The 25,810-nt window shown below is 70.0% G+C and carries 18 protein-coding genes; 6 read left to right on the forward strand and 12 right to left on the reverse strand.

The genetic code is table 11. The features are described from left to right. Positions 1 to 219: 219 nt before the first annotated feature. Both HNR73_RS32045 and HNR73_RS32050 read right to left on the reverse strand, forming a co-directional pair. Complete coding sequence (locus HNR73_RS32045; protein WP_184791433.1) at positions 220 to 837, reverse strand: hypothetical protein; 618 nt, start codon at positions 835 to 837, stop codon at positions 220 to 222. A 52-nt stretch (positions 838 to 889) separates the two neighbouring features. Beyond that, entirely contained in the window at positions 890 to 1,576 is a 687-nt protein-coding gene (locus HNR73_RS32050; protein WP_184791434.1) for a hypothetical protein, read from the reverse strand. 254 nt (positions 1,577 to 1,830) lie between these two features. On the opposite strand from HNR73_RS32050, the gene HNR73_RS32055 reads away from it, so the two are divergent. Further along, positions 1,831 to 4,563, forward strand: coding sequence for an AfsR/SARP family transcriptional regulator (locus tag HNR73_RS32055; RefSeq protein ID WP_260337572.1), 2,733 nt, complete (start codon positions 1,831 to 1,833; stop codon positions 4,561 to 4,563). A 160-nt stretch (positions 4,564 to 4,723) separates the two neighbouring features. On the opposite strand, the gene HNR73_RS32060 is transcribed toward HNR73_RS32055, so the two are convergent. From HNR73_RS32060 to HNR73_RS32070, 3 genes are read right to left on the reverse strand one after another with little or no spacing between them, the layout of a single operon-like run. Beyond that, positions 4,724 to 5,101, reverse strand: a complete 378-nt coding sequence (locus HNR73_RS32060) for a DUF4267 domain-containing protein (protein ID WP_184791436.1) — start codon at positions 5,099 to 5,101, stop codon at positions 4,724 to 4,726. Between the two features lie 7 nt (positions 5,102 to 5,108). Then, a complete protein-coding gene (locus tag HNR73_RS32065; protein ID WP_184791437.1) occupies positions 5,109 to 6,458 on the reverse strand; it encodes an FAD-binding oxidoreductase in 1,350 nt (449 codons plus the stop codon). Next, positions 6,455 to 7,282: an alpha/beta hydrolase gene (locus HNR73_RS32070; protein ID WP_184791438.1), complete on the reverse strand. Its 828-nt coding sequence runs from the start codon at positions 7,280 to 7,282 to the stop codon at positions 6,455 to 6,457. Before HNR73_RS32070 ends, HNR73_RS32065 begins: the two co-directional genes overlap by 4 nt. A 103-nt stretch (positions 7,283 to 7,385) precedes the next feature. Between HNR73_RS32070 and HNR73_RS32075 the strand changes: the two genes are divergently transcribed. Continuing rightward, positions 7,386 to 7,829, forward strand: a complete 444-nt coding sequence (locus HNR73_RS32075; RefSeq protein ID WP_184791439.1) for a MarR family winged helix-turn-helix transcriptional regulator — start codon at positions 7,386 to 7,388, stop codon at positions 7,827 to 7,829. Between the two features lie 114 nt (positions 7,830 to 7,943). On the opposite strand, the gene HNR73_RS32080 is transcribed toward HNR73_RS32075, so the two are convergent. Further along, positions 7,944 to 9,779 (reverse strand): NACHT domain-containing protein, encoded by a 1,836-nt coding sequence (locus HNR73_RS32080; RefSeq protein WP_184791440.1) that lies wholly within the window; start codon positions 9,777 to 9,779, stop codon positions 7,944 to 7,946. Positions 9,780 to 9,876: 97 nt separating this feature from the next. Here HNR73_RS32080 and HNR73_RS32085 point away from each other — a divergent pair, with 97 nt between their 5' ends. Beyond that, positions 9,877 to 12,654: an AfsR/SARP family transcriptional regulator gene (locus tag HNR73_RS32085; protein WP_239122276.1), complete on the forward strand. Its 2,778-nt coding sequence runs from the start codon at positions 9,877 to 9,879 to the stop codon at positions 12,652 to 12,654. A gap of 52 nt (positions 12,655 to 12,706) precedes the next feature. Here the strand turns inward: HNR73_RS32085 and HNR73_RS32090 are convergent, their stop codons facing one another. Together HNR73_RS32090 and HNR73_RS32095 are read right to left on the reverse strand one after the other, a co-directional pair. After that, positions 12,707 to 14,443 carry a hypothetical protein gene (locus HNR73_RS32090; RefSeq protein ID WP_184791442.1) on the reverse strand — a complete coding sequence of 579 codons (1,737 nt, stop codon included), beginning with the start codon at positions 14,441 to 14,443 and terminating at the stop codon, positions 12,707 to 12,709. A 135-nt stretch (positions 14,444 to 14,578) separates the two neighbouring features. Continuing rightward, positions 14,579 to 15,793 carry a C45 family autoproteolytic acyltransferase/hydrolase gene (locus HNR73_RS32095; RefSeq protein ID WP_184791443.1) on the reverse strand — a complete coding sequence of 405 codons (1,215 nt, stop codon included), beginning with the start codon at positions 15,791 to 15,793 and terminating at the stop codon, positions 14,579 to 14,581. 223 nt (positions 15,794 to 16,016) lie between these two features. Between HNR73_RS32095 and HNR73_RS32100 the strand changes: the two genes are divergently transcribed. The 3 genes from HNR73_RS32100 (at position 16,017) to HNR73_RS32110 (ending at position 22,053) form a co-directional block, all read left to right on the forward strand. Next, complete coding sequence (locus tag HNR73_RS32100; protein ID WP_184791444.1) at positions 16,017 to 19,847, forward strand: S8 family serine peptidase; 3,831 nt, start codon at positions 16,017 to 16,019, stop codon at positions 19,845 to 19,847. Positions 19,848 to 19,941: 94 nt separating this feature from the next. Continuing rightward, entirely contained in the window at positions 19,942 to 20,736 is a 795-nt protein-coding gene (locus HNR73_RS32105) for a helix-turn-helix domain-containing protein (RefSeq protein ID WP_184791445.1), read from the forward strand. A 360-nt stretch (positions 20,737 to 21,096) separates the two neighbouring features. Next, positions 21,097 to 22,053 (forward strand): linear amide C-N hydrolase, encoded by a 957-nt coding sequence (locus HNR73_RS32110; RefSeq protein WP_184791446.1) that lies wholly within the window; start codon positions 21,097 to 21,099, stop codon positions 22,051 to 22,053. A gap of 547 nt (positions 22,054 to 22,600) precedes the next feature. On the opposite strand, the gene HNR73_RS32115 is transcribed toward HNR73_RS32110, so the two are convergent. From HNR73_RS32115 to HNR73_RS32130, 4 genes are read right to left on the reverse strand one after another with little or no spacing between them, the layout of a single operon-like run. Further along, positions 22,601 to 23,497, reverse strand: a complete 897-nt coding sequence (locus HNR73_RS32115) for an IS3 family transposase (protein WP_184791447.1) — start codon at positions 23,495 to 23,497, stop codon at positions 22,601 to 22,603. Positions 23,498 to 23,512: 15 nt separating this feature from the next. Continuing rightward, entirely contained in the window at positions 23,513 to 23,806 is a 294-nt protein-coding gene (locus tag HNR73_RS32120; RefSeq protein WP_184791448.1) for a transposase, read from the reverse strand. A gap of 60 nt (positions 23,807 to 23,866) precedes the next feature. Continuing rightward, positions 23,867 to 24,355 carry a CoA-transferase gene (locus HNR73_RS32125; protein WP_184791449.1) on the reverse strand — a complete coding sequence of 163 codons (489 nt, stop codon included), beginning with the start codon at positions 24,353 to 24,355 and terminating at the stop codon, positions 23,867 to 23,869. Then, the gene (locus HNR73_RS32130) at positions 24,346 to 25,761 is read right to left on the reverse strand and encodes a beta-ketoacyl-[acyl-carrier-protein] synthase family protein (RefSeq protein ID WP_184791450.1); all 1,416 of its coding nucleotides are present in this window, start codon (positions 25,759 to 25,761) and stop codon (positions 24,346 to 24,348) included. The genes HNR73_RS32125 and HNR73_RS32130 overlap by 10 nt, the downstream gene beginning before the upstream one ends. Positions 25,762 to 25,810 lie beyond the last annotated feature (49 nt).

Consider the following 25,810-nt stretch of genomic DNA (forward strand, 5'->3'; position numbering starts at 1 on the left):
TGGCGACACCGACGCTATTGCAAACCATTGGCAACGGGCGCCGGTTTGCGAGAGGCCATCCGTATCCTCACGACTCGGCCACCCTCGAATGGACCTTCCGCACCCCGCCGCACGACACGGGACGCACAACGGACCCGCTTCGACGACGTTCCCATGAGGACTGATCTCGAAGCTCCGGGCCGGACGCCGCCACCCCCACGACGCCCGGGTCCCGGCCCTTCACCCCAGCGGCGGCGCCGTGACCGCCAGGCAGTTGTCCCGCGTGAGCCTGTCGGCTATCGCCGCGCAGAACGCGGTGTCGGCGGGGAGCCCGACGTCGTCGGCGACCTCGAACGCCACAGCCGCGATCAGCGTCCCGCCGGCGTCCAGCGACGGGTCCACCGAGCTGGCGGCGTCGCCCCAGCGCTGTTCGTGCCACGCGTTGTCGGCGACCGTCTCGGGCCGGGTGATGACCTTCGGCGGGAGCGCGCACTCGCTGGTGAAGGTGTCGATCTCGCCCGGTCCGCAGGCGTCGCCCGCGGCGGGGAAGCGCAACTCGAAGTCGTTATAGGTCAAGCTGACGTTCTCCACACCGCGATCGGCGGCCTCGCCGGTCACCGCGATGTAGATCACCAGCACGTGCGTGCCCGCGGCGGCGACCCGATCGGCCAGCTCCACCCCCCACGCGGTGTCGACGGTCTTGAGCCGCAGGCGGTACGGCGACGCCCCGTACTCGGCGTACAGCAGTTCCTCGCCGGGGAAATCGGCGAAGGAGGTATAGGCCGGGCCGGCCGGCGCGGAGGACGAGTCCTCCTGCGCCGTGCCGCCATCGGAGAAGGGCGCGACGTCATCGAACAACCGGCGAGGAGCAGCAGCGCGAGGCCCAGCACGGAAAGAGAGCGGACAGACATCAGCTTCGCGCCCCTTTCGGTGCGGGGACGGCGATGCAGTTGTCGTACTCCATCAGAATCGAGTCGCCGCCGCCGCAGAACTCGATCGCATCGGTCGCCTCGAAGTCGTCCCGGACGGTGAAGGCCACGACCCCGGCCGCCGTCTCGCCCGCATCGAGAGGGATACCCGCCAGACCCGCCTCTTCCCATTCGTACGTGCCCCAGTCCCGGTAGGGGACGTCCCAGAGGTACGAGGTGAGGGTGGCGTTGTCGTGACAGATCTCCTCCATCGACGCTTCCCGGCCGCCGAGCTTGTCGCGCACGCAGTCGTCACCCGATCCGAATCGCAGCCCCAGCGACATGGCGTTCAGGTACGCCTCCTCCACGCCCCGGTCCGCCAGTTCGCCGGTCACCACGACATAGACCGCGAGATAGTGGGATCCGATCTGCGCCGAGGTGCCCGCCAACTCGGTGAGCCAGGCGGCCTCCACGGCCTTGACCCGTACCCGGTACGAATCACGGCCGTCGGTGTACAGCATCTCCTCGCCGGGATAGTCGGCGAACGTCGAGTACGAAGGCGGAGCGGGGCTGGACGACTCCACCGCCTGCGCCGTCGATTCGTCCGACGACGGCCGGCCGTCGTCGGAACAGCCTGCGAGCACCACGAGCAGCCCCAGCGCGAGCGTGGAGATGGAACGAACGGACATCGGTTTCCTCAATCTGTGTCTTCGCGCCGCCCTCGCGGCCGACGCCAGCGACTATGACCTCGACCGGCTTCACATCGGCTTCATCGCACCCGACGACGGAATCCGCCCTGGTGAATCGGTGAGTTCGGCGGGACTAGAGTGGCCAGGTGTCAGACCTCGCCCACACCGACGTCAGCACCACCCCGCCCGGCGGCACCATCGAGTTCGGCGTACTCGGGCCGTTGCGAATCACCTCCGGCGGCACCGAACTGAAGATGACGTCACCGCGTTCGCGCGCCTTCCTGGCCCTGCTATTGCTCAACCCGGGACGGCAGGTAAGCCTCTACACCTTCGCCGATGCGATCTGGGGCGCCGATCTGCCGCAGAACCCACGACGTGCGGTGCAGTTGTGCGCCGTACGGGTCCGCGCCCAGCTCGATCGGATCGGCGCCGGCGAGCTCGTGGTGACCTGCCCCGACGGCTACCGGCTCGATGTCCCGCCGGAGCGCACCGACCTCGGCCTTGTTGAAGCCCGGCTGCGCGAAGCCGACGCGGCCGCCGACGAGGGCCACACCGAACGTGAGCTGGCCGCGGTCACCCTGGCGCTCGCCTTGTGGCGCGGTGACCCTTTAGCCGACGTGCCTTCCGATGTGCTGCACCGTGAAATGGCGCCCGGCCTGCGCGAACAGCAACTGCGGCTGGTGGAACGCCGCGTCGACATCCTGCTGCGCAACGGAACCGTCGCCGACCTCGTCAGCGAACTGACCACCCTCACGGCGCGCCATCCGCTGCGGGAAGGATTCTGCGGGCGGCTCATGCTCGCGCTCCACCGCCTTGGACGGCGCGGCGAGGCCCTCGACGTCTACCACCGCTTCCGCCGCCTGTTGCGCGAGGAGTTCGGGACCGACCCCGGCGAAGCGCTGCAAGACCTGCACGCCACGATCCTGACCAGCCGGCCCGACACCGGCCCCGACGTGGCCCGCCTCCCCCTCCCGGTCCCGCGCGAACTCCCCTCCGACCTGCCCTCCTTCGCCGGACGTACCGAGCAGCGGACCGCACTCGACGGCCTGCTCGCGATGGTGGACACCTCGCCCGGCCCGGTCATCGGCGTGGTCACCGGGACCGCCGGGGTCGGCAAGACCTCCCTGGCCGTCCACTGGGCACGCGGGATCGCCGACGAGTTCCCCGACGGGCAGCTGTTCGCCGACCTGCGCGGCTACCACCCCGGCCAGGCACTGTCGGCACATCGCGTCCAGTCCCGTTTCCTGCGCGCCCTCGGCGTCCGAGGCGAGAACATCCCCACCGACCCCGACGAACTGACCGCCCTCTACCGCTCCACCCTCGACGGCCGCCGCATGCTCCTGATGCTCGACAACGCCGGCAGCGCCGACCAGGTCCGCCCCCTGCTGCCCGGAACGGCGGGCTGCCTCGTCGTGATCACCAGCCGCGACGTGCTGATCAGCCTGATCGCCAGCGACGGCGCCCACCGCGTCAACCTCGACCTGTTCAGCCTCACCGAGGCCCGCGAACTGCTCACCCGCCGGCTCGGTCCCCGGCGGCTGGCCGTCGAGGCGCGGGCGGCCGACGACATCATCGCCGCCAGCGCCCGCCTCCCACTGGCACTCGCGATCGCCGCCGCCCGAGCCGTCATCGACGGCGACACCCGGCTCAGCGTCCTCGCCGCGCAACTGCGAGACGGACTCGACGCCTTCGACACCGACTCGGCCACTACCGACGTCCGCGCGGTCTTCTCGTGGTCCTACCGGGCCTTGAGCGCCGACGCCGCCCGCATGCTGCGACTGCTGGGGCTGCACCCGGGACCGCAGGTGACGATGGCCGCCGCAGCGAGCCTCGCCGGACTGTCCCCCGAAGAAGCCGAGGTGAAGCTGGCAGAACTCGCCCGCGCGCACCTCGTCATCGAACAGCGCCCCGGCCGCTTCGCCCTGCACGACCTGATGCGGGAGTACGCCGTCGAACTGGCCGCCGCGGAAGACGCCGGGACCGACCGCGATCGGGCCGTCCGGCGACTGCTGGACCACTATCTGCACAACGGATACACCGCCATCAACGTCATCGACCCGATGCTGACCGGGGAGGGGCCCGCCGACGCGCTGCCCGAGGTCGTGCTGGAGAAGATGTCCGACCGCGAAGCCGCCATGCACTGGATCACGGCCGAGCAGGAGGTGCTCGTGTCCATCCTGGACTGGGCCGCCGACGCCGGATTCGACCGGCAGGTATGGCAACTGGTGTGGGTCCTGGTCCCGTACTTCGACCGGCACGGCAACTCCGCGCAGTGCGTCAAATGCCTGCGGGCGGCACTGAAGGCCGGTGAACGGCTCGGTGAACCGCTCATGCGGGCACGAGCGCATCGCGGCCTGGGAAACCTCTACTTCAGGACGGCACAGGTCGAAGACGCCGAACGGCACCTCGAAACGGCGCTGGCGCTCTACCGCGACAACCGCGACGAGTTCGGCGAGGCGCACGTCGAAATGGGCCTGGCGGCCTTCCGCGAACACCAGGGCCGGCACCCGGAAGCGCTGGAGCACGCCCTGCGCGCACTGGAACTGCACCGACGGCTGGGGGACGCCGGCTCCCACGCCAACGCCCTCAACTCCGTGGCCTGCTGCTACATCCAGGTCGGACAGCACCAACTGGCCCTCGACCACGGCCGCCGGGCCCTGGCCGCCTTCCGGGAGCTCAAAGCCCCCGACGCCGAATCGGCCGCCCTGGACACCATCGGCGACGCCTACCAGAAGCTGAGGCGATTCACCGACGCGATCGACAGCTATCACGAGGCGATCCGCCTGGCCCGGCAGACGGAGAACCGCGCCTACGCGGCCCGCAGCCTCATCAACCTCGGGGACACCTACGAGGCCATGAACGACCCCGACGCGGCTCGCCGCGCTTGGCGCGAGGCCGAGTCCATTGTGGAGGAGATCCGGCACCCGTTCCTCGAAACGGTGCGGGCCAGACTCGCCGGTTCGGCCGCGCGCAACGGGTCGGGCTAGGCACCGTCGCCGCCGCACTCAACACCCGCCCACGCAAAACGCTCGACTGGGAAACCCCAGCCGAGCGCCTCGCCACACTCCTCGCGGCCAGCCAAAACCAACCACGTGTTGCCACGGCCCCTGGAATCCACCATTCGCCCGGGCCGCTTCCCGTTCGGGGTCACGCGATGAGCAGCAGCGCGCCGATCACGAGCATGGCCAGCGCGGTGGCGGCGTGCACGCCGTAAGCGGTCGCCTTGGGGCCCTTGGCGCGCAACACGATCAGCGCGTCTCCGGCCGGTACGACGGTGGCGGCCAGCATGACCGCGGCCAGCAGGTGGGGCGTCCCGCCGATCAGGACGACCAGGATGACCAGTCCCAGCCCGATGTCGCGCATGGCCTTGACCCGAAGCCACGAACGAAATGTGGGGTCGTCGGTGTCGGTCCCGGGAATGCCGAATCCGGCGGAGGCCTTCGGCACCCAGAACGGAGCGGTGCCCATGAATACGACGCCCACGCCGGTCAGCCCGGCGAGCACGGTGGCGATGGTGGTGAGCATTGGTTCCTCAATCCTTGGCGGGGGCGATGTTGTGGTTGAGACGGAAGGTGTTGTGGGGGTCGTAGACGGCCTTGATCTCGCTGAGTCGCCGATAGTCGGCGGGGCTGTAGGCGGCGCGGACCTGGGACGCGGCGCCGTGACCGCTGAGGTAGTTGAGGAACCGGCCGCCGGTGTCCCACGGACCAAGAGCCGCGATGATGCGCTCGTGCGCGGTACGGATCCGGCTCAGCTCGGCGCTTGCGAGTGGGGACACCAGGTTGAGCAGGAACCGCGCGTCCCGGTTGCCGACGGCGTTGGGGATGGCCGGCGGCCGCGCCATCGCCCCGCCGAGGTGACGCAGCTCGACGATGTGCGGCGTCGGCTCCTGTTCCAGCAGTGCCGGCAGCGCGTCGGAGTTCAGATCGCCGAGCATGGCGGTGGACGATTCGGCGGCGGTCGGCGCGACGGGATCGTTGTGGATGACACCGGAGTCGGCGAAGGCCATCTTCCCGACGGTGTCGATCATCGTCCCCAGCGTCCGCAGTGGCGCGACCAGGCTCTCGGCGGTGGCCAGATCGCCTGCGGTGTAGGAGATGCGGATGTGGACCGTCCGGCGTCCACGCAGGGGCTCGGGGATCGCGGGCAGGTTCGGCGACAGGATCGAGGCGATGGAGGAGTTCATCGCCTCGGGGACCGTCGCGGTCCATTGGAGGTAGGCGTCGAAGATCTCGGCGGTCCGCTCACCGGAGAAGATCAGGGTGCCGCCGTAGATGGTCGTGACCGGCACGAGGTCGATCTCCATCCCGGTCACCACGCCGAAGTTGTCGCGGCCACCGCGCAGGGCCCAGAACAGGTCGGGTTCATTGTCGGGGGTGACGTGCCGCAGGTGGCCGTCTGCCGTGACGACGTCGAGGGAGCGCACATGGTCGGCGGCGTAGCCGTAGGTCCGCGACAGCAGCCCCAGACCACCGCCGAGTGTGTAGGAGACCGCGCCGACGTGCGGTGCCGAGCCGGACAGTGGAGCCAGCCCGAACGGCGCGGTCTCGCTGACCACCTGGTTCCAGCGCGTCCCGGCGGCGACCCACGCGGTCGCCGCGTCGGGATCGACCCGGACGGCGGCCATGCGCTCGGTGGTGATCAGGACGCCGCCTTCGGCGGCGACGGCGGCCGAGGCGTGTCCTGTGCCCTGCACGGCGACGGGAAGTCCGTGGTCGGCGGCGTGCTTCACGGCCGCCTGCACGTCGGCGGGGGTGGCGGCGCCCACCACCAGGTCGGGGCGGTGCGCGCGGGCGGTCTGCCAGCCGGTGCGCTCGGCGTCGTAACGCTCGTCATCGGGGGTGAGGACGGGGCCGGTGAACCGCTCGGTCAGCTGCTTCACGACTGCTCCTTCTGGTTCTGCAGGCGGGTGGCGAGGAAGCGGCCGGCGCGCTCCAGCGCCGACACCGCCTCAGGAGACTCGCCGTGCTGGAAGACGTGCGGTTGCCGGGGAGCGACCTCCAGGGTCACCGCGACCTCAGCGGAGGCGGCGTGCCCGGCCAGGCGGACGGCGTCGTCCAGCAGGAGTTCGCTGGAGCCGGCCTGGATCAGCAGTGGCGGCAGCCCGGCGAGGTCGCCGAAGAGCGGGCTGGCCTCGTGGGCGTCGGCACCGTCCAGGTACTGCCCGAACAGCCAGGCGATGGCGTCGGGGGTGAAGATCGGGTCGACGCCGTTCTTGGTCCGCATGGTCTCCCCGCTGACCGTCAGGTCCACCGCCGGGGAGAACAAGACCGCGGCGGCCGGCAGCGGGAGGCCCGCGTCGCGGGCCCGCAGCATGGTGGTCACGGCCAGCGCGGCGCCGGCGGAGTCACCGGCGAAGACCACGCGGCGCGCGTCGAGGCCGGAGTCGAGCAGTTCGCGGTAGGCGGCCAGGCAGTCATCGGGCGCGGCGGGGTAGGGGTGCTCGGGGGCCAGGCGGTAGTCGAGCGAGATCGCGCGGCCGTCCAGGTGGCGCACCAACGCGGCGGGCAGGTGGGCGGTCGAGCGAGCCGATCCGACCACGAAGCCGCCGCCGTGGAAGTACAGCAGGACGTCGCCGCCTGCCGCGGTGGACAGGGCCAGTGCCGGCCGTCCACCGAGGGTCGTCTCCGACGCCTCGACGCCGGCCGGGATGGGGCGGGTGAAGAGCGACGCGAAGTGCGCGCGCTGTTCGGCGATGGCGGTCATCGTTCCTCCGAGAATTTAGTCATGCTCCCTGACAGTCAGGCAACCGTACCATCCTGAATGATATTGTCAAGAGGCCTGATCAACCTGCGGTGAGGACCTGACGATGACGACCGGAACCGGTGGACCGCCGCTGCTCATGCTGCTGACGCGGATGCGCGACACCATCCTCAATGGACTCCACGACCGCCTCGCCGAAGAGGGTTTCGAAGGAGTCCGCAGCGTCCACGGATCGGTCTTCCGCACCATCGACCCCGAGGGCTCACGGCTGACCACCCTCGCCGAACGCGCCGGACTCACCAAGCAGGCCATGGCCGAACTGGTGATGGACCTGGAAAACCGCGGCTATGTGGAACGACTGGCCGACGCGACCGACCGCCGCGCGAAGATCATCCGGCTCACCAAGGCGGGCCGGGAGGCACAGGCCGCGGCGGCCCGCATCCTCGGCGACACCGAAAGACGCTGGGCCGGACTGATCGGCGAGGAGCAGTTCGCCGCGCTGAAAGGCACGCTGGCACAGGCGATCGAGATCGAAGCCACGTCGACGTGACGAAACGGCCCGGCGGACGAGTGGCGTGGGGACCCTGCGACGGCCGCTGACACACTGCGTGTTCGCCGCCGCTCAGCAGCCGGTATGCGTCAAGGCGATGTGGACGAGCAGCGACTACGCATCATCGTCTCGCGTCCCGCCGAGATGGTCGGCGAGCCGGGCGTGCCGGAATTGGTATTCGGCGCCGACTTGCCGGAGCACGCCGCGCCGGTGGGCGTCGTCGAGGAACCTCATGAGACTGATGGGCAGCAGCCCGGAGCGGGACAGGACGAACGCGGTCACGATCAGCTGCCCGGACGCGGTGAAGACGAGCGGGCCCAGGAGGGGTGCTGCCCAGATGAAGGGCACCACGATCCAGTCCACCACGGTTTCGGGACCACGATTCCCGAACAACACGACCGTCCAGAAGCCGAGCACGGCTCCGATCCCGATCATGGCGTGCCTGTCTCGCCGGTGCCGCTCGACGGCCCCGTCGGCCTCGTCGAACCCGCCGGTGCTCAGGCTCAGATACAACGAGCCGACGAACGTCCAGGCGGCGACCAGGCCCAGCGGAATCGCGAGCCAGGACCGGCCGAACATGAAACAACCGAGTACGCCCACGACCAGCCCTGCCGGTGTGGCTATGCGAAGCAGCGCGCCGAACAGGAACCTGGGCCGCCACCGCCAGGGTTTCGGGGCGACCGCGACCCGGCCGAACCCGATCATCGTCAAGACGTCGCCGCCGAACGAGCGCGCGGCCTCGACCGTGCTCGGCAGCCGCCACCACGCGACCCTGCCGTTCTCGGCATGCCGCGCCAGGAATCCGAGCCACCGCTCGGCGTCCTCGGCGGCGTAGACGGGAAGCCTCTTCGCACCGGGCCGCACCGGACCGCGCTCACGGTAGACGGCCGGGACGTACCCGGCGAGCAGAGCCTCCTCGATGTCCCCGGCGGCCCCCAAGGCCAGGAGTTCGCCGGGATCGGCGTTGGACCGGCCGTACTCCTCACGTGCGAGGAAGGCCATGAGCGGCGTGCGCAGCGCCGTCGCCAACGGCCCGGCCGGCTCAGCCGCCAGGCGTTCCCGCACGCCCGCCCAGTGCGCGTCACCCCCGACGCGCCCCGCACCCAGATAGGCCGCGACGTCGGCCGGATCGACGGGCGTCAGTTCCACGACGGCGGCCCGTGCCAAGGGCATCCCGGTGGCGCCGATCAGCTCCTCGTACTCGCGGGACCGGCAGGTGACGACGAACGGCCGGTCCGAGCCGACCGCCTCGGTCAAGGCCGCCGCCGCGGCCGTCCGAACCGGGCCGGTCATCTCGTCGAGCCCGTCGAGGACCGGAATCACGCGTTCACGTTCGACCAACCCGGCGGCTTCCTCCCTGGGCAGCCACCGGTACAGCCCGTGGAGCCGCTCAGCCAGCCACGCGTCCAGGTGCTTCGTCGCCGGATCCCAGTCGGTCACGTTCAGCAGGACCGGCACCGGATCACCTTCCGTTCGCGTGGCCAGGATCCGGCGCACGAGCAGCACGGCCGCCGAGGTCTTCCCCGCGCCCGGCTCGCCGATGACGACGAGCTGGGGCGCTGGAAGCGCACGCCAGGCGTCGGCGATGGCGGTGACGTCTCCGGCGGCGTCGCCGGGGGCGGCGGTGACCGGCCGGCGGGTGGACGCCCAGCGCACGCGGAGAGGCTCGGGACGCTCCAGGCCCCGGACCGCGGACTCCGTCCGCCACTCGCGCTCCACCGCGCGGGCGAGCAGCACGGCTGGGTCCTCGGGCGCGCGCCGGTAGGTCGCGAGGAACGAGAAGACACCGGCCGCCAGGCCGAACGCACCGATGACACCGCCGACGAGAGTGGCGACGGCCGCGAAGTCCTTGACCGGCGCGGCGGCGAACATGACCGCGAGGACGATGGCACCGGCGAGCGCGAACGCGGCCGTAATGAGTGCGGTGATGCGTCGTCGCCGTGAGGTCATGGCGACATGGTGGCGGAGCCGGGCAAGGAGTTCACTCCGAGCAGCAGTTCACCCCGAGGGCCGCGCAATCGCCGGATCGTCCATAGTGGGCGCCGTGATGTTCCGCCTCCTCGGCCCGGTGAGCGCCGTTTCCGTCGGGCCCGACGGGCCGGTGTCGGTGCAGCTCGGCGGTCCTCGCCAGCGGTCGGTGCTCGCCGCGCTCCTGCTGCACGCCAATGTCGAGGTTCCCTACCGTGCGCTCGTCCCGCTGGTCTGGGACGTGCCACCGGGTTCGGCGCTGGCGAATCTGCGCAAGTACGTCTGGCAGCTGCGCCGTGCGTTCAACGTCGCCGGGCTCCCGGCCACTCGACTCACCGGTGAAGGCGGGGTCCTGCTCACCGTCGGACCCGGTGAGCTCGACACCGACGTCTTCACCGCGCACGCGGACAAGGGCCGGATCGCCTTGGCCGCCGGGGATCCGCGAACCGCCGCCGGCGAACTTCGCGCGGCCCTGGCCGCCTGGCGCGGCGACGCGCTCACGGGCGTCGAACCGACCGAGCGGCTCACCGCCGTCGCGCTCGGCCTCACCGAGCAGCGGGCGGCCGTCGAGCTTCTCCACGCGCGCGCCCGGCTCGCTCTCGGTGAACATCAGGACGTGGTCGGCGACCTGCGCGGGCTCCTGATCGCCGACCCGACGCGCGAGGAGGTCGTCCGGCTGTCCATGCTCGCCCTGTACCGCGCCGGGCGTCGCAGCGAGGCCCTGGCGCTGTTCCGCGCGACGAGCGAACGCCTCGCCGACCAGGGACTGGAGCCCGGTGCGCCGCTGGCCGAATTGCACCGCGGGGTCCTCCGCGACGATCCCGTTCTCGGCGCCGAGAGGCCACCCGTCACGCGTTCGGTCCCGGACAGCCCGGACGTCCCGGCGCAGCTCCCGCACACCGTGGAGGCCTTCGCCGGACGCGCGGCGGCACTGTCCGAACTGGACGGTCTGCTGGCCGGATCCCGCGCCGTCGCGGTGGTCTCGGGCTCGGCCGGGGTCGGCAAGACCACCCTCGCGGTGCATTGGGCACATCGTGCGCGAGGCGCCTTTCCCGACGGTCAGCTGTACGTGGACCTGCACGGTTTCGGTCCGGCCGCGGCCGTGGTGGATCCGTCGGAGGCGCTGAGGCGTCTCCTCACCGCGCTCGGTGCCGCCGGGCGCGAGATCCCCGACGGACTCGACGAACGCGCCGCCCACTTCCGCTCCCTTGTGGATGGACGCGGGCTCCTGGTGGTCCTCGACAACGCCCGCGACGCCGCGCAGGTCCGTCCCCTTCTGCCCGGCTCCGCCGGTTCGGTGACCGTGGTGACCAGCCGCGATCTGCTGTCCGGTCTGGTGACCACCCACGCCGCGCGTCCCGTCGTCCTCGGCGCGCTCACGTTCGCGGAGTCCCGCGACCTCCTCGCCGCGCGCCTGGGCACCGATCGGGTCGCCGCCGAGCCGGCGGCCGTCCGCCGCTTGATCGAGCTGTGCGCGCACCTCCCGCTGGCCCTGGCGATCACCGCGGCCCGTGCCGCCGTCAGTACGGGGAAGTCGCTGCACGCTCTCGGCGGCGAGCTGGCCGAAGCCAGACTCGACGCCTTCGCCGACCACGACCCCGAAGCCGACCTGCGCACCGTCTTCTCCTGGTCGTACACGGCTCTCTCGGCACCGGCGGCACGCCTGTTCCGGCTCTTCGGGCTGCTCCCGCTGCCCGACCTGTCGGTGGCCGAGGCCGTCGCCCTCACCGGAAACGGTGAAAGCGAGACGCGGGACGCGCTCGCCGAACTGGCCGCGGCACACCTGTTCACCGAACGCGCCCAGGGCCGCTTCGGAGCCCATGATTTGCTGCGCGAGTACGGTTCAGAGCGCGCGGAACTGGAGTGCGAGGAGGCCGAGCGCCGGGCCGCCCGCGAGCGGATACTCGGCTACCTCGCACACGCCGCGCACGACGCCTCCTCGGTCCTGCAGGCGGGCAGGAGCGAGTGCAAGTCACCACCCTTTGTGGACGGTGTGCGCCGGGAGCCCTTTCTGGACAAGGAGACGGCGGCCACCTGGTTGTTCGCCAATGCCGACACCGTGCTCGCCCTGATCACCATGGCCACGAAGAACGGCCACGACGCCTTCGTCTGGCCGATGACCGAGGCCATCGCCTGGACGCTGAGCCGGGAATGGCGCTGGGGCGACATGCTGGCTTCCTGCAGGTCCACGGTGGAGGCCGCCGATCGGCTCGGCAGCAAGCCGGCGGCGGCCTACGCGCATCGCATGTGCGGCTACGCACTGTCCTACCTGGCCGGTCCGGCCGAGGTCGATGAGCACTACCGTGCCTCGGCCGACCTGTACCTCGAAGTCGGCGACCCGGACGGTGTCGGGCAGCTGGAGCGGCAACTGGGCGGCGCGATGCTCCGGTGGGGCCGTCCACGGGAGTCGCTGGAGCACAACCGCCGGGCTTTGAAGATGTACCGTGCCGCCGGCAACGGCTCCGGTGTCGCCAACACCCTCAACGGGATCGGCTGGGCGCACTTCACCCTCGGCGAGTACGCGGACGCGCTGTCGGCCTGCGAGGAGGCCCTCGCCATCCAGCTCGAAGACGACGAGTACGGGGCCGTCGCCACGTGGGACAGCCTCGGACAGATCCACCTCAAGACCGGCGCGCACACTCGGGCGCTGGAGTGCGTGAAGGCGGCGGTCGCGCTGGCGGGCAGAGTCGGCGGCGAGGTTCTGCTGGCCCGGACCTATGAGGGCCTGGCGGAGGTTCACCGCACGATGGGCGACCCCGCGTCGGCCCGGGACGCCTGGAACCGGGCCTTGGCGATCCATCGTGAGCACAAGACCGGCGCCGACCGAGCGATCCGCCGGAAACTGGCCGAACTCTGACCCGCGGCGCCCCGAAGGGAGGACCCCCGACGGGGCCCTCCCTTCGGTTCGGTCAGGACTGCGGGACCGTCGAGTCCTTCTCCTCGTCCTTCTTGTTCTCCGTGCCGTCGGCCGGTTCGTCGCCTCCGGACGGGATCGGTGCCATGTCGAGCTCCGCCTCATCCGCGGGGAGCTGGTAGCCGTCGGGGTTCGGCGCCGGGTTCGGGTTGTAGACCTCCTTGACGCTCATGTCGTACGAGGACGCCGGCACACCGAGACCGATGCCGGTCCCCACCGCACCGCCGACCGGCCTACCGCTTGAGTCGAGTTCGACCTTGCCGGTAAGCGTGCCGATCTCGGCGGAGTACGCCCAGGAGACCTCGCCGGTCGCGGTGTTCGTGGTCTTCGTCAGACCGCCGTACTGCTCGACGTGGTAGTCGCCCGGCTGTTGATAGGTGCCGACCTCGGCGGTGCCTTCGAGTCCGATGCCGCCGCCCTGCTTGGTCGTCTCCAGGACCCGGCCGTCGTCGGTGAGGGTGTAGCCCTTACCGCCGAAGAGCCCCACGCCCCCGGAGAGATCGAGGCTCAGCCCGAGTCCCCAGGAACCGGTCGCCGGATCGATGTCCTCCGGGCCCGGGTCGTAGTACTCGACCCCGGGGGTGACGACCGTGTTGAGGCTCCAGTTCTCCTGCGGCTGCAGCGACGGCGAGATCGACGTGGTGGTGCCGATCAGTGACGGATCGACCGCCTCACCGAACTCCGCCGGCGGCGCGGTCCAGCCGTCCGGCCAGCCCGGGGCGCCGTAGGCGTCGAGGCCCACCGCGGTTCCCGGACCGTAGGGCGCGTCCCAACCGGTCACAGTGGACGAATCCAGCTGCGAGTACCCGGTGGTCGTACCGGTCCATGCCTCGACCCCGCTGAGTTCCATGCCCGGGGCGTAGGCGCTGTAATCCTGGACCGGCCCCGTGCCGGTCCCGAACGCGCCGACCAGGTCGGCGACGACCGGGCCCTGTTCGACCGGTGCCTGCGGCTCGGCGGCGAACACGCCGTCCGGTGATATCGCCGTGAAGTCCGCCACCGGGCTGGAGTCCACAAAGGAGTCGAACTCGGCGACCGCCTCCTCGACACCGGGCGCGTACGCCGACATGTCGACGCTCGGGGCCATCGCCGTGTATTCGTTGACGGCCTCGGCGTCGATCGCGGGCGAGGGCTCCTCCGCCATGGGGGCGTCGACCTCGACGGTCTCGGTCTCGACGGCGTCCTGGACGTTCTCCTGAACGTCGTCCGGCGAGACCTCCTCGCCGAGTTCCTCCTTCTGTTCGACCTGTTCGACCTGCTCGGCCGACAGTTCGACTCCGCGGGTGCCGACCTCGCCGGCGGCGACCGGGTCTTCGCCGAGAGCCTCCTCGCCGAAGGCATCGCCCTCGGCTAGCGAGCCCGAGTAGTCGTCGTACGAGTCCTCGTACGAGCCGTCCCCGTACGAGTCGCCGTAGTCGTCGCTCGTGTACGAGTCTTCCCCGTAGGAGTCATCTCCGTAGGAATCATCTCCGTAGGAGTCATCTCCGTAGGAATCATCTCCGTAGGAATCATCCCCGTAGGAATCATCCCCGTAGGAATCGCCACCGTAGGAGTCATCTCCATAGGAGTCACCGCTGTACGAGTCTCCGCCGTAGGAGTCACCCCCGTACGAACCGTCATCCGCATATGCCATCCCCGACGCCAACATGCTCGCGAAGAACGCGCCCAACACCATCGTGGGCACGACCAAGGCGATCCGCAGACGTCGGCGGGCCGCTAAAAGCCTCACCATTGCCTCCTCCATCGAGCTCGGGCGAGCTCGCGATTCGGAGGTTAGTGACCCGAAGGGCCGGCGCCGGTCCATGGATACGAGACGTATACGGCGACACCGGCCGACGCGGACACGGGATCGCACGACAGGTGACGGTCACGACTTGAGTTCGATGGCGATCGGATCGGTGTAGGCGGTGGTGACGTGGTTGGTACCGGGCACGGTGCCGGTGTCGCGACGGTAGAAGCGGGTGGTCAACCGTCGCTCCGCGGGATCGGCGAGATATGTCCACAGTGTCCGCTCGGGCCATCCGTGGGACACTCCGGCGCGTGCGTTGTCGGCGAAGGCGCAGTTGACGGTGGCGAGCAGCGCGGTGATGTCGGCCCCGGTCCAGACGCCGGTGTGCGCGGCGATCGCGTCGGTGAGGATCCGGTGGCGCACGAAGGTGTTGTGCTCGGCGTTCGCATCCACCTCGGGGAACATGTCGGCGGTCGGGTAGGTGTGCAGCGCGTGGTTGGTGACCACCAGCGGAGCGTCGGGGCGGCCGTCGGTGAAGCGGTACTGATGACTGGCCTGGTCGATCTCGAACACGGTGGCCGCGCCGTCGGCGTCGGCGATGAGCCAGTGCTCGCCCTGAGCCATCGGGGTGAAGAAGTGCTGCCCGAGCAGGGCCGTCTTCGCCTCGCCGACGGTGGCGGCGTTGTCCAGGACGAATCCGAGGACCTGGTTGGTCGACAGGCCCGAGTCGTACCCGCCGGCCGGTGACGCGCCAGGGTCTCCGTGCCCGGTGGAGTCGACCAGGATGCACACGAACAACCCGGCGTCGTTGACGCCGTCGATCATCGGGTTGAGCAGGTCGTGGCTGCCGATCTGGAGTGTCGCCCGGCCGTCGTCGGGCCGGCACCTGTTCACCGTGACCCGCGAGTACGACGGATGCTCACCGGCATCGGGTTCGCGCCCGGCCATCTCGGAGAAGGTCAGCGTGTACCAGTCGAGGTTGCGGCCGACCAGCGGCCTGCCCACGTCGGTCAGCGCCGGCGGGAACCACACCGCCGAGCAGCCGTGCGATACGGGAAAGTCGTAGCCCAGGGCGGTCGGGTCGAAACCGGCACCGTCCTCGGCCAGCCCGAACGCATCGGCCACGCCCCGGGCCCGCAGGCCCAGCCGCGGCCAGTTCCGGTCCAGGTAGGCCAGCCGTGCCCGCCCGTACAGCGGGTCGGCGTAGCGGGCCAGGCGACTCCCGTAGGCCGAACGCGCCAGTTCGGCCAGATCACGGCCGATCTGGCGGTCACCGCCCTCGACGGTCAGCTCCCGCACGCTCAGATAGTCGCCGTCGGCCGGCTCGAACAACACGCGGTCTTCGGTGATCACGGCCGCTCCCTCGCTCGGTGGTGCTGACTCCGGCCAGTATCGACTGGTCACAGCCGTGCCGCGGGCCATTCGGCGAAGAGCCGGCCCGCCCGTGTCGCGGCCGGGACCGGGGTGGCGGGTCCTCGCCATGGCGAGGACCCGCAGTGCTCACGCCGTTCCCACAGCAACCCGCGCATGCGACCGTCGACAGCGTTTCCACCCCTCGAAGTCCACTGGAGCCCCCATGCCCCGCACCCCCACGCCCGCGACGGGGAGACGGACGCGCACCACGGCGCTGTCCGTCCTCACCTTCTCCGCGGCGCTGCTGACCCCGGCCGCCCCGGCCCAGGCCGAGGTGACCGACCCGGGCGGTGAGAGCCCGTCGGCGATCTCCGCGTTCGACGCCAAGGTCAGCGTCGGCGTCCGCGCCCAGCTCAGCGACCGGCAGCCCACCGACGTGTGGGTCAAGCTCACCGACACCGCGGACCTGTCGGCCGCCTACCGCATCGCCGACTGGACCGAGCGCGGCGAGTACGTCCTGGACGCCCTGCGCGCCAACGCCGAGGCGTCACAGGCGCCGCTGCTGACGCAGCTCGACGCCACAGGCGCTACGTACACCTCGTACTTCATCTCCAACGCCGTCCACGTCGAAGAGGCCACCCCCGACCTGGTCGCCTCCCTCGCCGCGCGCGAGGACGTCGGACGCATCGCCGAGTCGACGGTGCTGGAACTTCCCGCCGAGACCCGGGAGGCCGCCGCCGCGACCGGCACGACCGAGTGGGGCGTGGCGAAGATCGGCGCCGACAAGGTCTGGTCGGAATACGCCGCACGCGGTGAGGGCGTCGTCGTCGCCAACGTCGACACCGGCGTGCAGTACGACCATCCCGCCCTGGCCAACGCCTACCGCGGCAGCCTCGGAGGGGGCGCCTACGACCACGCCCACAACTGGTTCGATCCGTCCGGGGAGTGCGCCGAAGGCCCCTGCGACCCGCACGGCCACGGCACCCACACCATGGGCACCATGGTCGGCGACGACGGCGCCGGAAACCAGATCGGCGTCGCGCCCGGCGCGACCTGGATCGCCGCACGAGGCTGCCTGCCCAGCGGCTGCCCGGAGACGATGCTCCTGGGCGCCGGGCAGTTCCTGCTCGCCCCGACCGACCTCGCCGGCCAGAACCCGAAGCCGGAGCAGCGACCCAACGTCATCAACAACTCCTGGGGCTCCGGAAACGGCACGTCCGTGGACCTCTGGTACGCCGACGTCATCAACGCGTGGAAGGCCGCGGGGATCGTGCCGCTGTTCGCCAACGGCAACAACGGCCCGGGCTGCGGCACCAGCGGCTCGCCCGGCGACAACCCCGGGGTCTACAGCGTCGCCGCGACGGCCTCGACGGACGCCGTCGCGTCTTTCTCCAGCCGCGGTGCCGCCTCAGACGCCGAGATCACACCCGACATCGCCGCACCCGGCGTCTCGATCCGCTCCTCACTGCCCGGCGGCAAGTACGGCGCCTCCAACGGGACCTCGATGGCCACCCCGCACGTCGCCGGCGCGGTGGCACTGCTGATGTCGGCAGCGCCGAGTCTCGTCGGCGACGAGGCCGCGATAACCGCCCTTCTGGACGGGTCGGCCGTCGACGTCAACGACACCAAGTGCGGCGGCACCGCCGCCGACAACAACGCCGCCGGCGAGGGCCGCCTCGACGTGTACGCCGCGGCGAGCGCGGCACCGCGGGTGGCCGTGGGCGCGGTGACCGGGACGGCCACCGACGCCGACACGGGGCAGGCGATCGAAGGCGCGCGTGTCACCTTCACCGGACCACGCGGCACCTACGCCACCGCCGACGCCTCGGGCGCGTACGCGATCCGCCTGCCGATCGGGCAGTACGCCGTGACCACCTCGTACTTCGGGTACGAGACCGCGACCTCGGCGCTGACCGTCACCGCCGACGCCGCCTCGGTCGCGGACAGCTCACTCACCCCGCTCCCCAGATACACCGTCTCCGGGCTCGCCACCGACGGCGACGGCGCACCGCTCCCCGGTGCCTCGGTCAGCCTTGGCGGCACCCCGTACACGCCGGTGACCACCGGCGCGGACGGCCGATACACCTTCCCCGGTGTCCCCGCCGGCGACTACCGCCTCGGGGTCACCCGCAGCACCTGCGAAGTCCCCTACGCCGAGGACATGACGGTCGGCGGCGACACCGCGGCGAACGTTCGCCTGGCTTGGGTCACCGACGCCTACGGTTACGGCTGCCGCAACGGGAAGACCGCGTGGGTCGAGGGGACCGAGAAGCTCACGATGTCGGGCGACCGGCTCGGGACGGCGCGCATCGCGTTGCCGTTCACGTTCACCCTCTACGGGGACTCCTCCGCCTCGGCCTACGCCACCACCAGCGGCGTGCTGTCCTTCAAGGACGACGACGGCCAGGTCGGCCCCGTCAAGCTACCCTCCGGCCTCCACCCCAACCACGCGCTGTTCCCGTTCTGGACGGACACGACTCTCGACGAGACCTCCGGGGTGTACACCGCGACACGCGGCAAGGCCCCCCACCGCGAGGTCGTCGTGGAGTGGCGCGACGTGCCGATCGCCGGGACGGGAGACCGGATCTCCTACGAGGTCGTCATCGACGAACAGGGCGGGATCGTGTTCAACTACCGCGGCCTCGGTGACGCTCCGGCCACGCGCGGGCAGAACGCCAGCATCGGCATCGAGGACCGCGCCGGAAAGCGGGGCTTCCAGTACTCGCTGAAGGCCGCGTCCCTCCACGACGGGCAGTCGATCCGCTGGGTCCTGCCGACGCACGGCTGGGTCGAGGGCGTGGTGACCGACGCCAACGACCGTCTGCCGATCGCCGGGGCCACGGTCGACGTCGCCGACGAGGACTTCACCGGCACGGCCCAGACCACCGACGCCGAGGGCCGCTACCGCCTTGAGGTCTTCAAGGGCAGGAGCAGTGTCGAGGCCGCCGAGGACTACTACGAGACCGACGACGACAGGGTCGACGTCCGGCGCCAGGGCCAGACCTTCACGGCCGACTTCTCCCTCAGGACGCCCGACATCTCGATCGGCCGGGACTCGCTGGACCTGACGGTGCCCGCCGGTACCGGCACCACCCGGGAACTGACCGTCCGCAACGGCTCCAAGGACCGGCTGCACTACGACACCGTCGCGCTCGGCGCGCTGCTGCCCGCCACCGGCGACGGCGGCACACCGGGAACCGTCGTCGAGACCTTCACGACCCCGACTCAGGCGTGGAGCGTCGCCCCGGCCGGCACCCGCTGGATCGGGTACGCCAACGGTTCCATCGCCGAACACACCGTCGACCAGGTGGCCACCGGCCGGAGCTGGCGCCCGTACGGTTACTACCTTCAGTCCTACGCACTCGACATGGCCTACGACAGCAGCCGCGGGCTGGTGTGCTCCATGCCCCAGGACATGGACTACGCGATCCAGTGCATGGACCCCGACACCGGCAAACTCGTCAAACGCATCACCGGGTACCCGTCGAACTACGTGCAGAACAACGGGCTGGCCTACCGCGCGGACCAAGACGCGTTCTACGTCGGCAGTGCCCTCACCGGCCTCATCCACAAGGTCGGCGGCGCGTCCAACCCGGGCGCCCAGCTCGGGTCCTGCGCGACCGGGATGCCCATCTCGGGCCTGGCCTGGCACCCCACCTCGGGGCTGCTGTGGACGACCACCTTCGACTGGTCCGGGCTGATCTACGGGCTCAATCCCGATACCTGCGAGGTCGTGCGGACCATCGCCTGGCCCGACGCGGGTTGGATCCCCGGCGGCATCGAAGTCGACGAGCGCGGGCGGCTGACGGCGATCAGCCCGGGAACCGGGCGCGGCTACGTCATCGAGACCGGTGACGCCGCGGTGATGAGTCCGGGCTGGCTTCGTCTCGACGGGGCGATCGGCACCGTCAAACGCGGCCACGACCGGACGATCACCCTCACCGTCGACACCACGGGCCTGGCGCCAGGCGTGTACACGACCGAACTGGTCGTGCGCAACGACTCCGGACGCACACCCGTGCAGCGGATCCCGGTGACCGTCACCGTCACCTGACCTCACTCCACCAGGGTCCGGCCGGGGCGCCAGCCCACGCCCCGGCCGGACCCGCCTGCACACCGTTGAGCAGGAGCACGTTCAATGCATCCCCATGGATCAACCTCCCGCCGATCCGGCCCGTGCCCTCCACACCCTCGTCGAGCATCTCCGAACCGATCTGACCGCCCTCGACGAACTCGGGCACGCCCTGAGCACCCGGTACTCGGTCTCCACGCGCCCGAATGAGGTCGACGTGGAGATCATCGAAGGCCTTGACGAGGTCGACCGGCTCTTCGAGGACCTCGGTGCCTCCGTCGAGCGGGAAATCCTGTCCATGTTCGGCTGGCGGGCATCGGCGCCACGCTCACCCGAGGCGACCGAACGCGGCCTGGCCAGCATGATCGCCCTCCACGACCGGGGCGTCGCGGCACGCACGATCTTCATCAACCGGGTCGGCACCGTCCCCCATTTCGGGCCGCACGTGATGCACTTGCGCGACCTCGGGCACGAGATCCGGCTGATGCCGGCGATCCCCGTGCAGATGGCGGTGTACGACCGGCGCATCGCCGTACTTCCCGTCGATCCCGACGACACCGCGGCCGGAGCCCTCGTCATCCGCGGGCAGGTGCTGGCACGCAGCCTCGTGGCGGTCTTCGAGCACGCCTGGCAACACGCGGCGGTGCCCAGCGGTCCCCCGGGACCAGAACTCACCGACACCCTCACCGACCAGCACCTGCACGTCCTGCGCATGCAGGCCGGCGGCGCCAAGGACGAAGCGATCGGCCGGGCCATGGGCATCTCGCCGCGCACCGTCAGCCGCCTCGTCAGCGAGGTGCACGAAGCGCTGGGCACCAGCAGCCGCTTCCAGACCGCCGTGGTCGCGACCAGGCTGGGGTTGCTCGGTTGAACCGTCGCCCGCCAGACGACGAGGAGCGACCCGTCGTGTCCGGCGACGGTGACCTCGTCGGCGCTGCCGTCACGAACATCCGCACCCGCGGCATCGCGCCGGCCAGATCCGCTGGAGCCACGGGCGGAGGCTTCGAGCGCGACACGGACCCACATGACCGGTTCTCCGCGCAGCGGCCGTTGCGCACGTCGCGGACTGCTAGAACATCCGTCGCCCGACCCGGCCGAAACTCCCGGAAACATGATCAAGGCTCCGGGGCGTGTCCTACTGTCAGATCGCAGGTGGCGTGACCGGCGCCGGCCGCGCCGTTCGCCGTGAACGGCTGCGGACGCCGCCGCCTTTCAGGAATGCGGGGCCGACATGTGCACGCGAGTGCTGTGGGACAGCGGTGAGGGCATGCTGGTCGGGCGCAACATGGACTGGCGCGAAGACCTCGGAACCAACCTGTGGGCGATGCCGCGCGGCGAGCAGCGCGGCGACCACGGCGGCGACACGAATCCGCTGATCTGGAGGGCGGAATACGCCAGCGTCATCGCGGGCGTCTTCGACAAGGCCGCGACCGACGGCATCAACGAGGCCGGTCTCGGTGCGCACCTGCTGTGGCTGGCCGAATCGGACTTCGGTGACCGCGACATCGCGCTTCCGGGCATACCGGTGTCCATGTGGACCCAGTTCTTCCTCGACCGTTTCGCCACAGTCGCCGAAGCCGTGGAACACGTGCGGCGGCACCCGTTCCAAGTGCGTCCACAGGGCGGCCCGTCAGGAACCACGGCCACGGTGCACCTCGCCATCGATGACGCCGGCGGCGACTCGGCGATCTTCGAGTACCTCGACGGACGCCTGGACGTCCACCACGGCGACCACTACGACGTGATGACCAACTCGCCGCCGTTCAGCGCACAGCTGGAGCACCTCAAACAGTACGAAGGCTTCGGCGGACAACTCCCACTGCCCGGCACCACCGAAGCCGCCGACCGGTTCGTCCGCGCCGCCTACTACACCGACCGGCTACCGAAGGTCGACAACCCGCAACGCGGCTACGCCGCCCTCCTCAGCGTCATGCGCAACGCCGCACAGCCCTTCGGCACACCCGACCCCAGTCGGCCCAACATCTCCATGACGATCTGGCGCACCCTCGCCGACCTGTCGAAGCGCGTCTACGCATTCGAGTCGGCCTTTAGCCCCGACATCGTCTGGGTGCACATGGACCGCCTGGACCCGACGACCACACAGCGCCTGGAACTCGTCGGCCACGACCTGAACGGAGACGTCACCAACCGGTTCCAGCCCTCGCGGTTCGCGTTCAAAGCCGCCTGAACGGCGCCATCTCCGAGGCGAAGTGCTCGCGCGGGGCATCGTGCCGTTCCCCCGGCTTGCTGAAGGGGTCACGGTGCCGCCGGAGTGTGGCCGCCGAAGCCGGAGGTGGTAGGCGAAGCCTGCCTCGTCGAACGGGGTCCCCGCATCGTGATAGAAGACGTAGCCTCCCTCGACGGGACGAGCCTCCCGGATCGGGTAGCAACCGAAGTCCCGTCCGCCGGAAGGTCCCTCCGTACCGGCAGGTCGTACCTGTCCTCGGGAACGGGCAGTTAAGCAGAAGCGGTCCTGATCGGACAACCGGGGGCGGTACGGGCGCCGCCAGCCGGGCCTTGAGGGCAGCGTGCTGACCAGGTTCGAGGTCATGCGTCTTTCAGTCGGAACAGTTGCGCCAAGGCACTTTCGTGACAGATCGCCTGCCACAGTGCTAGCCCGTCAGTGTCGTCACTGCGGTTGTCCACACAGTAGCCCGATTTCTGGTTACGGATGTATCGGTAGTACATCCAGCCGTTATTGGCGCTGTCTGAGGTTCCCCCGGTTTGTCGGAGGGTTATGTGGGTGTCAGGGCGGGTTGGGGTTGGTTGAGCCAGGCGGTCTCGTATTCGGCTGGCGATAGCCAGCCGAGGCGGGCTTGGATGCGTTCGGTGTTGTACCAGGCATCGATATAGGCGAACAGAGCGTTGTCGGCCTCATCACGGGTCCGCCACGAGCTGCGGTAGACGAGTTCGGTCTTCAAGGTCGAGAAGAAGTTCTCCATGAGCGCGTTGTCGTAGGAGTCGCCGACCGAGCCCATGGATGCGGCGATCCCGTTGTCTGCCAGGCGTTGCGAGAACCGAAACGACGTGTAGGTCGACCCGCGATCCGAGTGATGAATCAGCTCGCCGGCGCCGATGTCGCGGGACCAGGTGGCGTATTCGAGGGCGCCGAGGACGAGGTCGGTGTCGCAGCGGTGGCTGGTTTTCCAGCCGACGATGCGGTTGGAGAACGCGTCACGCACCGCGGCCAGCCAGAGGATGCCTTCGCCGGTGGTGATCCTGGTCGCGTCGGCGACCCACAACCTGTTCGGGGCCGGCGCGGTGAAGTCGCGGTTGACCAGGTCGGGGGCGGGATCATGGCGCGGGTCGGGTTTCGTGGACCCGCCTTTCCAGCCACGACGCAGGAACGCGCCCTGGAGGTCGTGTTCGCGCATCAGGCGCTCCACGCGTTTGCGGGACACGTAGATCCCGCGGCGTTTGAGGATCTGGTGGACACGTGGACTGCCATAGGTGGCGCCGGAGTTGTCCCAGATCTCGTGGATCACCGACAAGAGCCCGCGGTCTTCCTGTTCCCGCATCGACGGTTCGTTCTCGCGTTGCAGCCACCCGTAATAGGTGGAGGGGGCGATGGCGAGGACCCTGAGGATGGGCTCGACTGCGAAGCGGTCTTGGAGCTCGTTCACGAGGCTCATGACCGTCGCCGGGTCTCAGTCGAGTTCCGAGGCGAAAAACGCTGAGGCGGCCTTCAGGATTTCGTTGGCGCGCTTGAGTTCGGCGTTCTCTTTCCTCAACCGCCGCAGCTCTTCGGTCTCGGCTGTGGTTGCCCGGTCCGAGCGGTGGCCGGCATCTGCCTCGGCCTGCCGGATCCAGTTGCGCAACGCTTCGGGGTGGATGCCCAGCTGCATCGCCAACTGCCGGATCACCGGCCTGGGATCGGAGTCCAGATACAGCCTCACGGCCCGGTCACGAAGCTCCTGGGGGTACTTACGAGGGGCGGACAAGGAAACCTCCTACAGGTCCATCAGACCATGATCAAAAGTCTCCGAACAGCCGGGGGAACCTCAGGCACCGGGATCCGGCACCGCCCACAAGTCGCCTTCCTTGCCCTCGACCAGGTCTGTCCCGGCCAGAGAACGGGTGACGGCATAAGGCAATCCCTGTGCGCCTGCCATGAGTCGCTGCTGAAAGCTCAACAGCGACCACAGTTCGGCCTCGAACGGATGCCCCTGCCGGAGATCGCGGTACAGCCCGCATGGCCGCGGCGACGGGTCCGTCTCGCCCAGAAAACAGGTGATGACCTTCCGCACGGCACCGGACAAGGCGAGGGCGTGCGCACTGGAGTAGATCGCCGGGATGCTGACGGTGAACTCACCACGCCCTTCGAAGGTCCGGCACACCGCGTGCATCAGCGCATTGGGCCTCGAAGGAGTCAGGGCGAAGTGCAAGTGCGTACCCGGACGCAGATGTGTCGTCACCAGTTCGTCGGGCCCGGCGGCGACGGGGACGCGCCCGCTCAGCGGTGCGCGAACACCCGGCTCGGCTATCCGCATGCCAACTCCCCCGCCATGGAAAGTGGCCGGCGCATGGCCTCTGGCGCGCGGCTCAGCGCGACCACCGCCGTCTGGCTGCCGAGCGCGAACGCCAAGGACAGCGCGTGCTGGAACGCCTGTGGTCGTGCACCGCCCTGCACGTGGTCGCCGGCGCACTCCGGGTCGACCTGGACGCATCCCACGGTCGGCGTAAGGACTTGCCGGTGCAACATCAGGGCGGTCGCGGCGACGTTGACGGCGGCGGACAACCCGAAGCTGTGCCCGTAGACGGGTTTGACCGATCCCAGCGCCGGGCGCGTACCCGGTTCGGTGCCGAACACGCGGTCGACGATGCGGCACTCGGTGGCGTCGTTATAGCGGGTGGCGGTGCCGTGCCCACACATGTAGCCGACGTCGGCGGCCTCGATTCCCGCGTCGGCCAGGGTGCGGTTCACGAGGGCCGCTCCGTGCGCACCGGTCAAGTCCATCGTCGTCGGGTGCCCGGCTTCGCAACCGGAGCGCTGCGCGGTGATCTCGGCATACGCGACGGCTCCGCGCCGCCTGGCCGACTCGGCGGTCTCCAGGAACATCCACAGCGAGCCCTCACCGAACTGGAATCCCCGGCGGCGCTTGTCGTAGGGCCGCATCGTGTCGTCGGGATCGGTCGCACGGCACAGCACCCCGTCGCCCAGCGCCAGGAACGACTCGACCACCGACCGGGTGACCGGGAACTCGTACCCGCCCGCCAACATCGCGTCGACCTCCCCGGACCGCAGTTTGTCGAGCGCCATGCCGATCGCCTGACTGCCACCTACGCAGGCATTGCTGAGCGTGACGACGGGTCCCTGGAGGCCGCAGTGGATCGCGGCGAGGCTGGTGGGCGATCCGGGGAGACTCTTCAGGGCCGCCTGGGGCCCCGGGGACTGACCCATGCCGAGCGTCTCATCCCACCATTGGACGGGCCCTCGCGACGACGAACCGACCACGCCGATCCGTTGCGGATCGATGTCCCCGTCGACTACCCCGGCGTCCTGTAGTGCGTTGGCGACCGACGCGATCACGATCAGCTGTTCACGGGAGTACTTCGCCGCGTACGATTCCCGCAGATCGGGCAGGTGGCAGCGGTAGTCGAACCCGTCGACGACTGCGGCCGTTTGTGTTGGCAGGCCGGCGTCGACGAGTCGGGGCACCCGGGTCATCTGGCTTCGCCCATCGGCCAGGTGCCGCCAGAAGTCCGTGGCACTGGTGGCACCGGGCATGATCAGGCCGATACCGGTGATAAGAACTCGTTGCGCATCCGAGCCCGTGCCGCTCGGGCACCCGGGTCTTGTACCTTCGGGCGAGTACGGCGAGTTGCCCGTCTCCTTTGCGGAACCACCCTTTTCCGGCTCGATTTCAGTCGAGCCACCAACGTCGATATCTTTCACGTTTCCTCCTTTTCGAAGGGCGCCACTCGCGAACCTTCGATTGGTTCCC

This window comes from Phytomonospora endophytica (assembly GCF_014202425.1).
Lineage (GTDB): Bacteria > Actinomycetota > Actinomycetes > Mycobacteriales > Micromonosporaceae > Phytomonospora > Phytomonospora endophytica.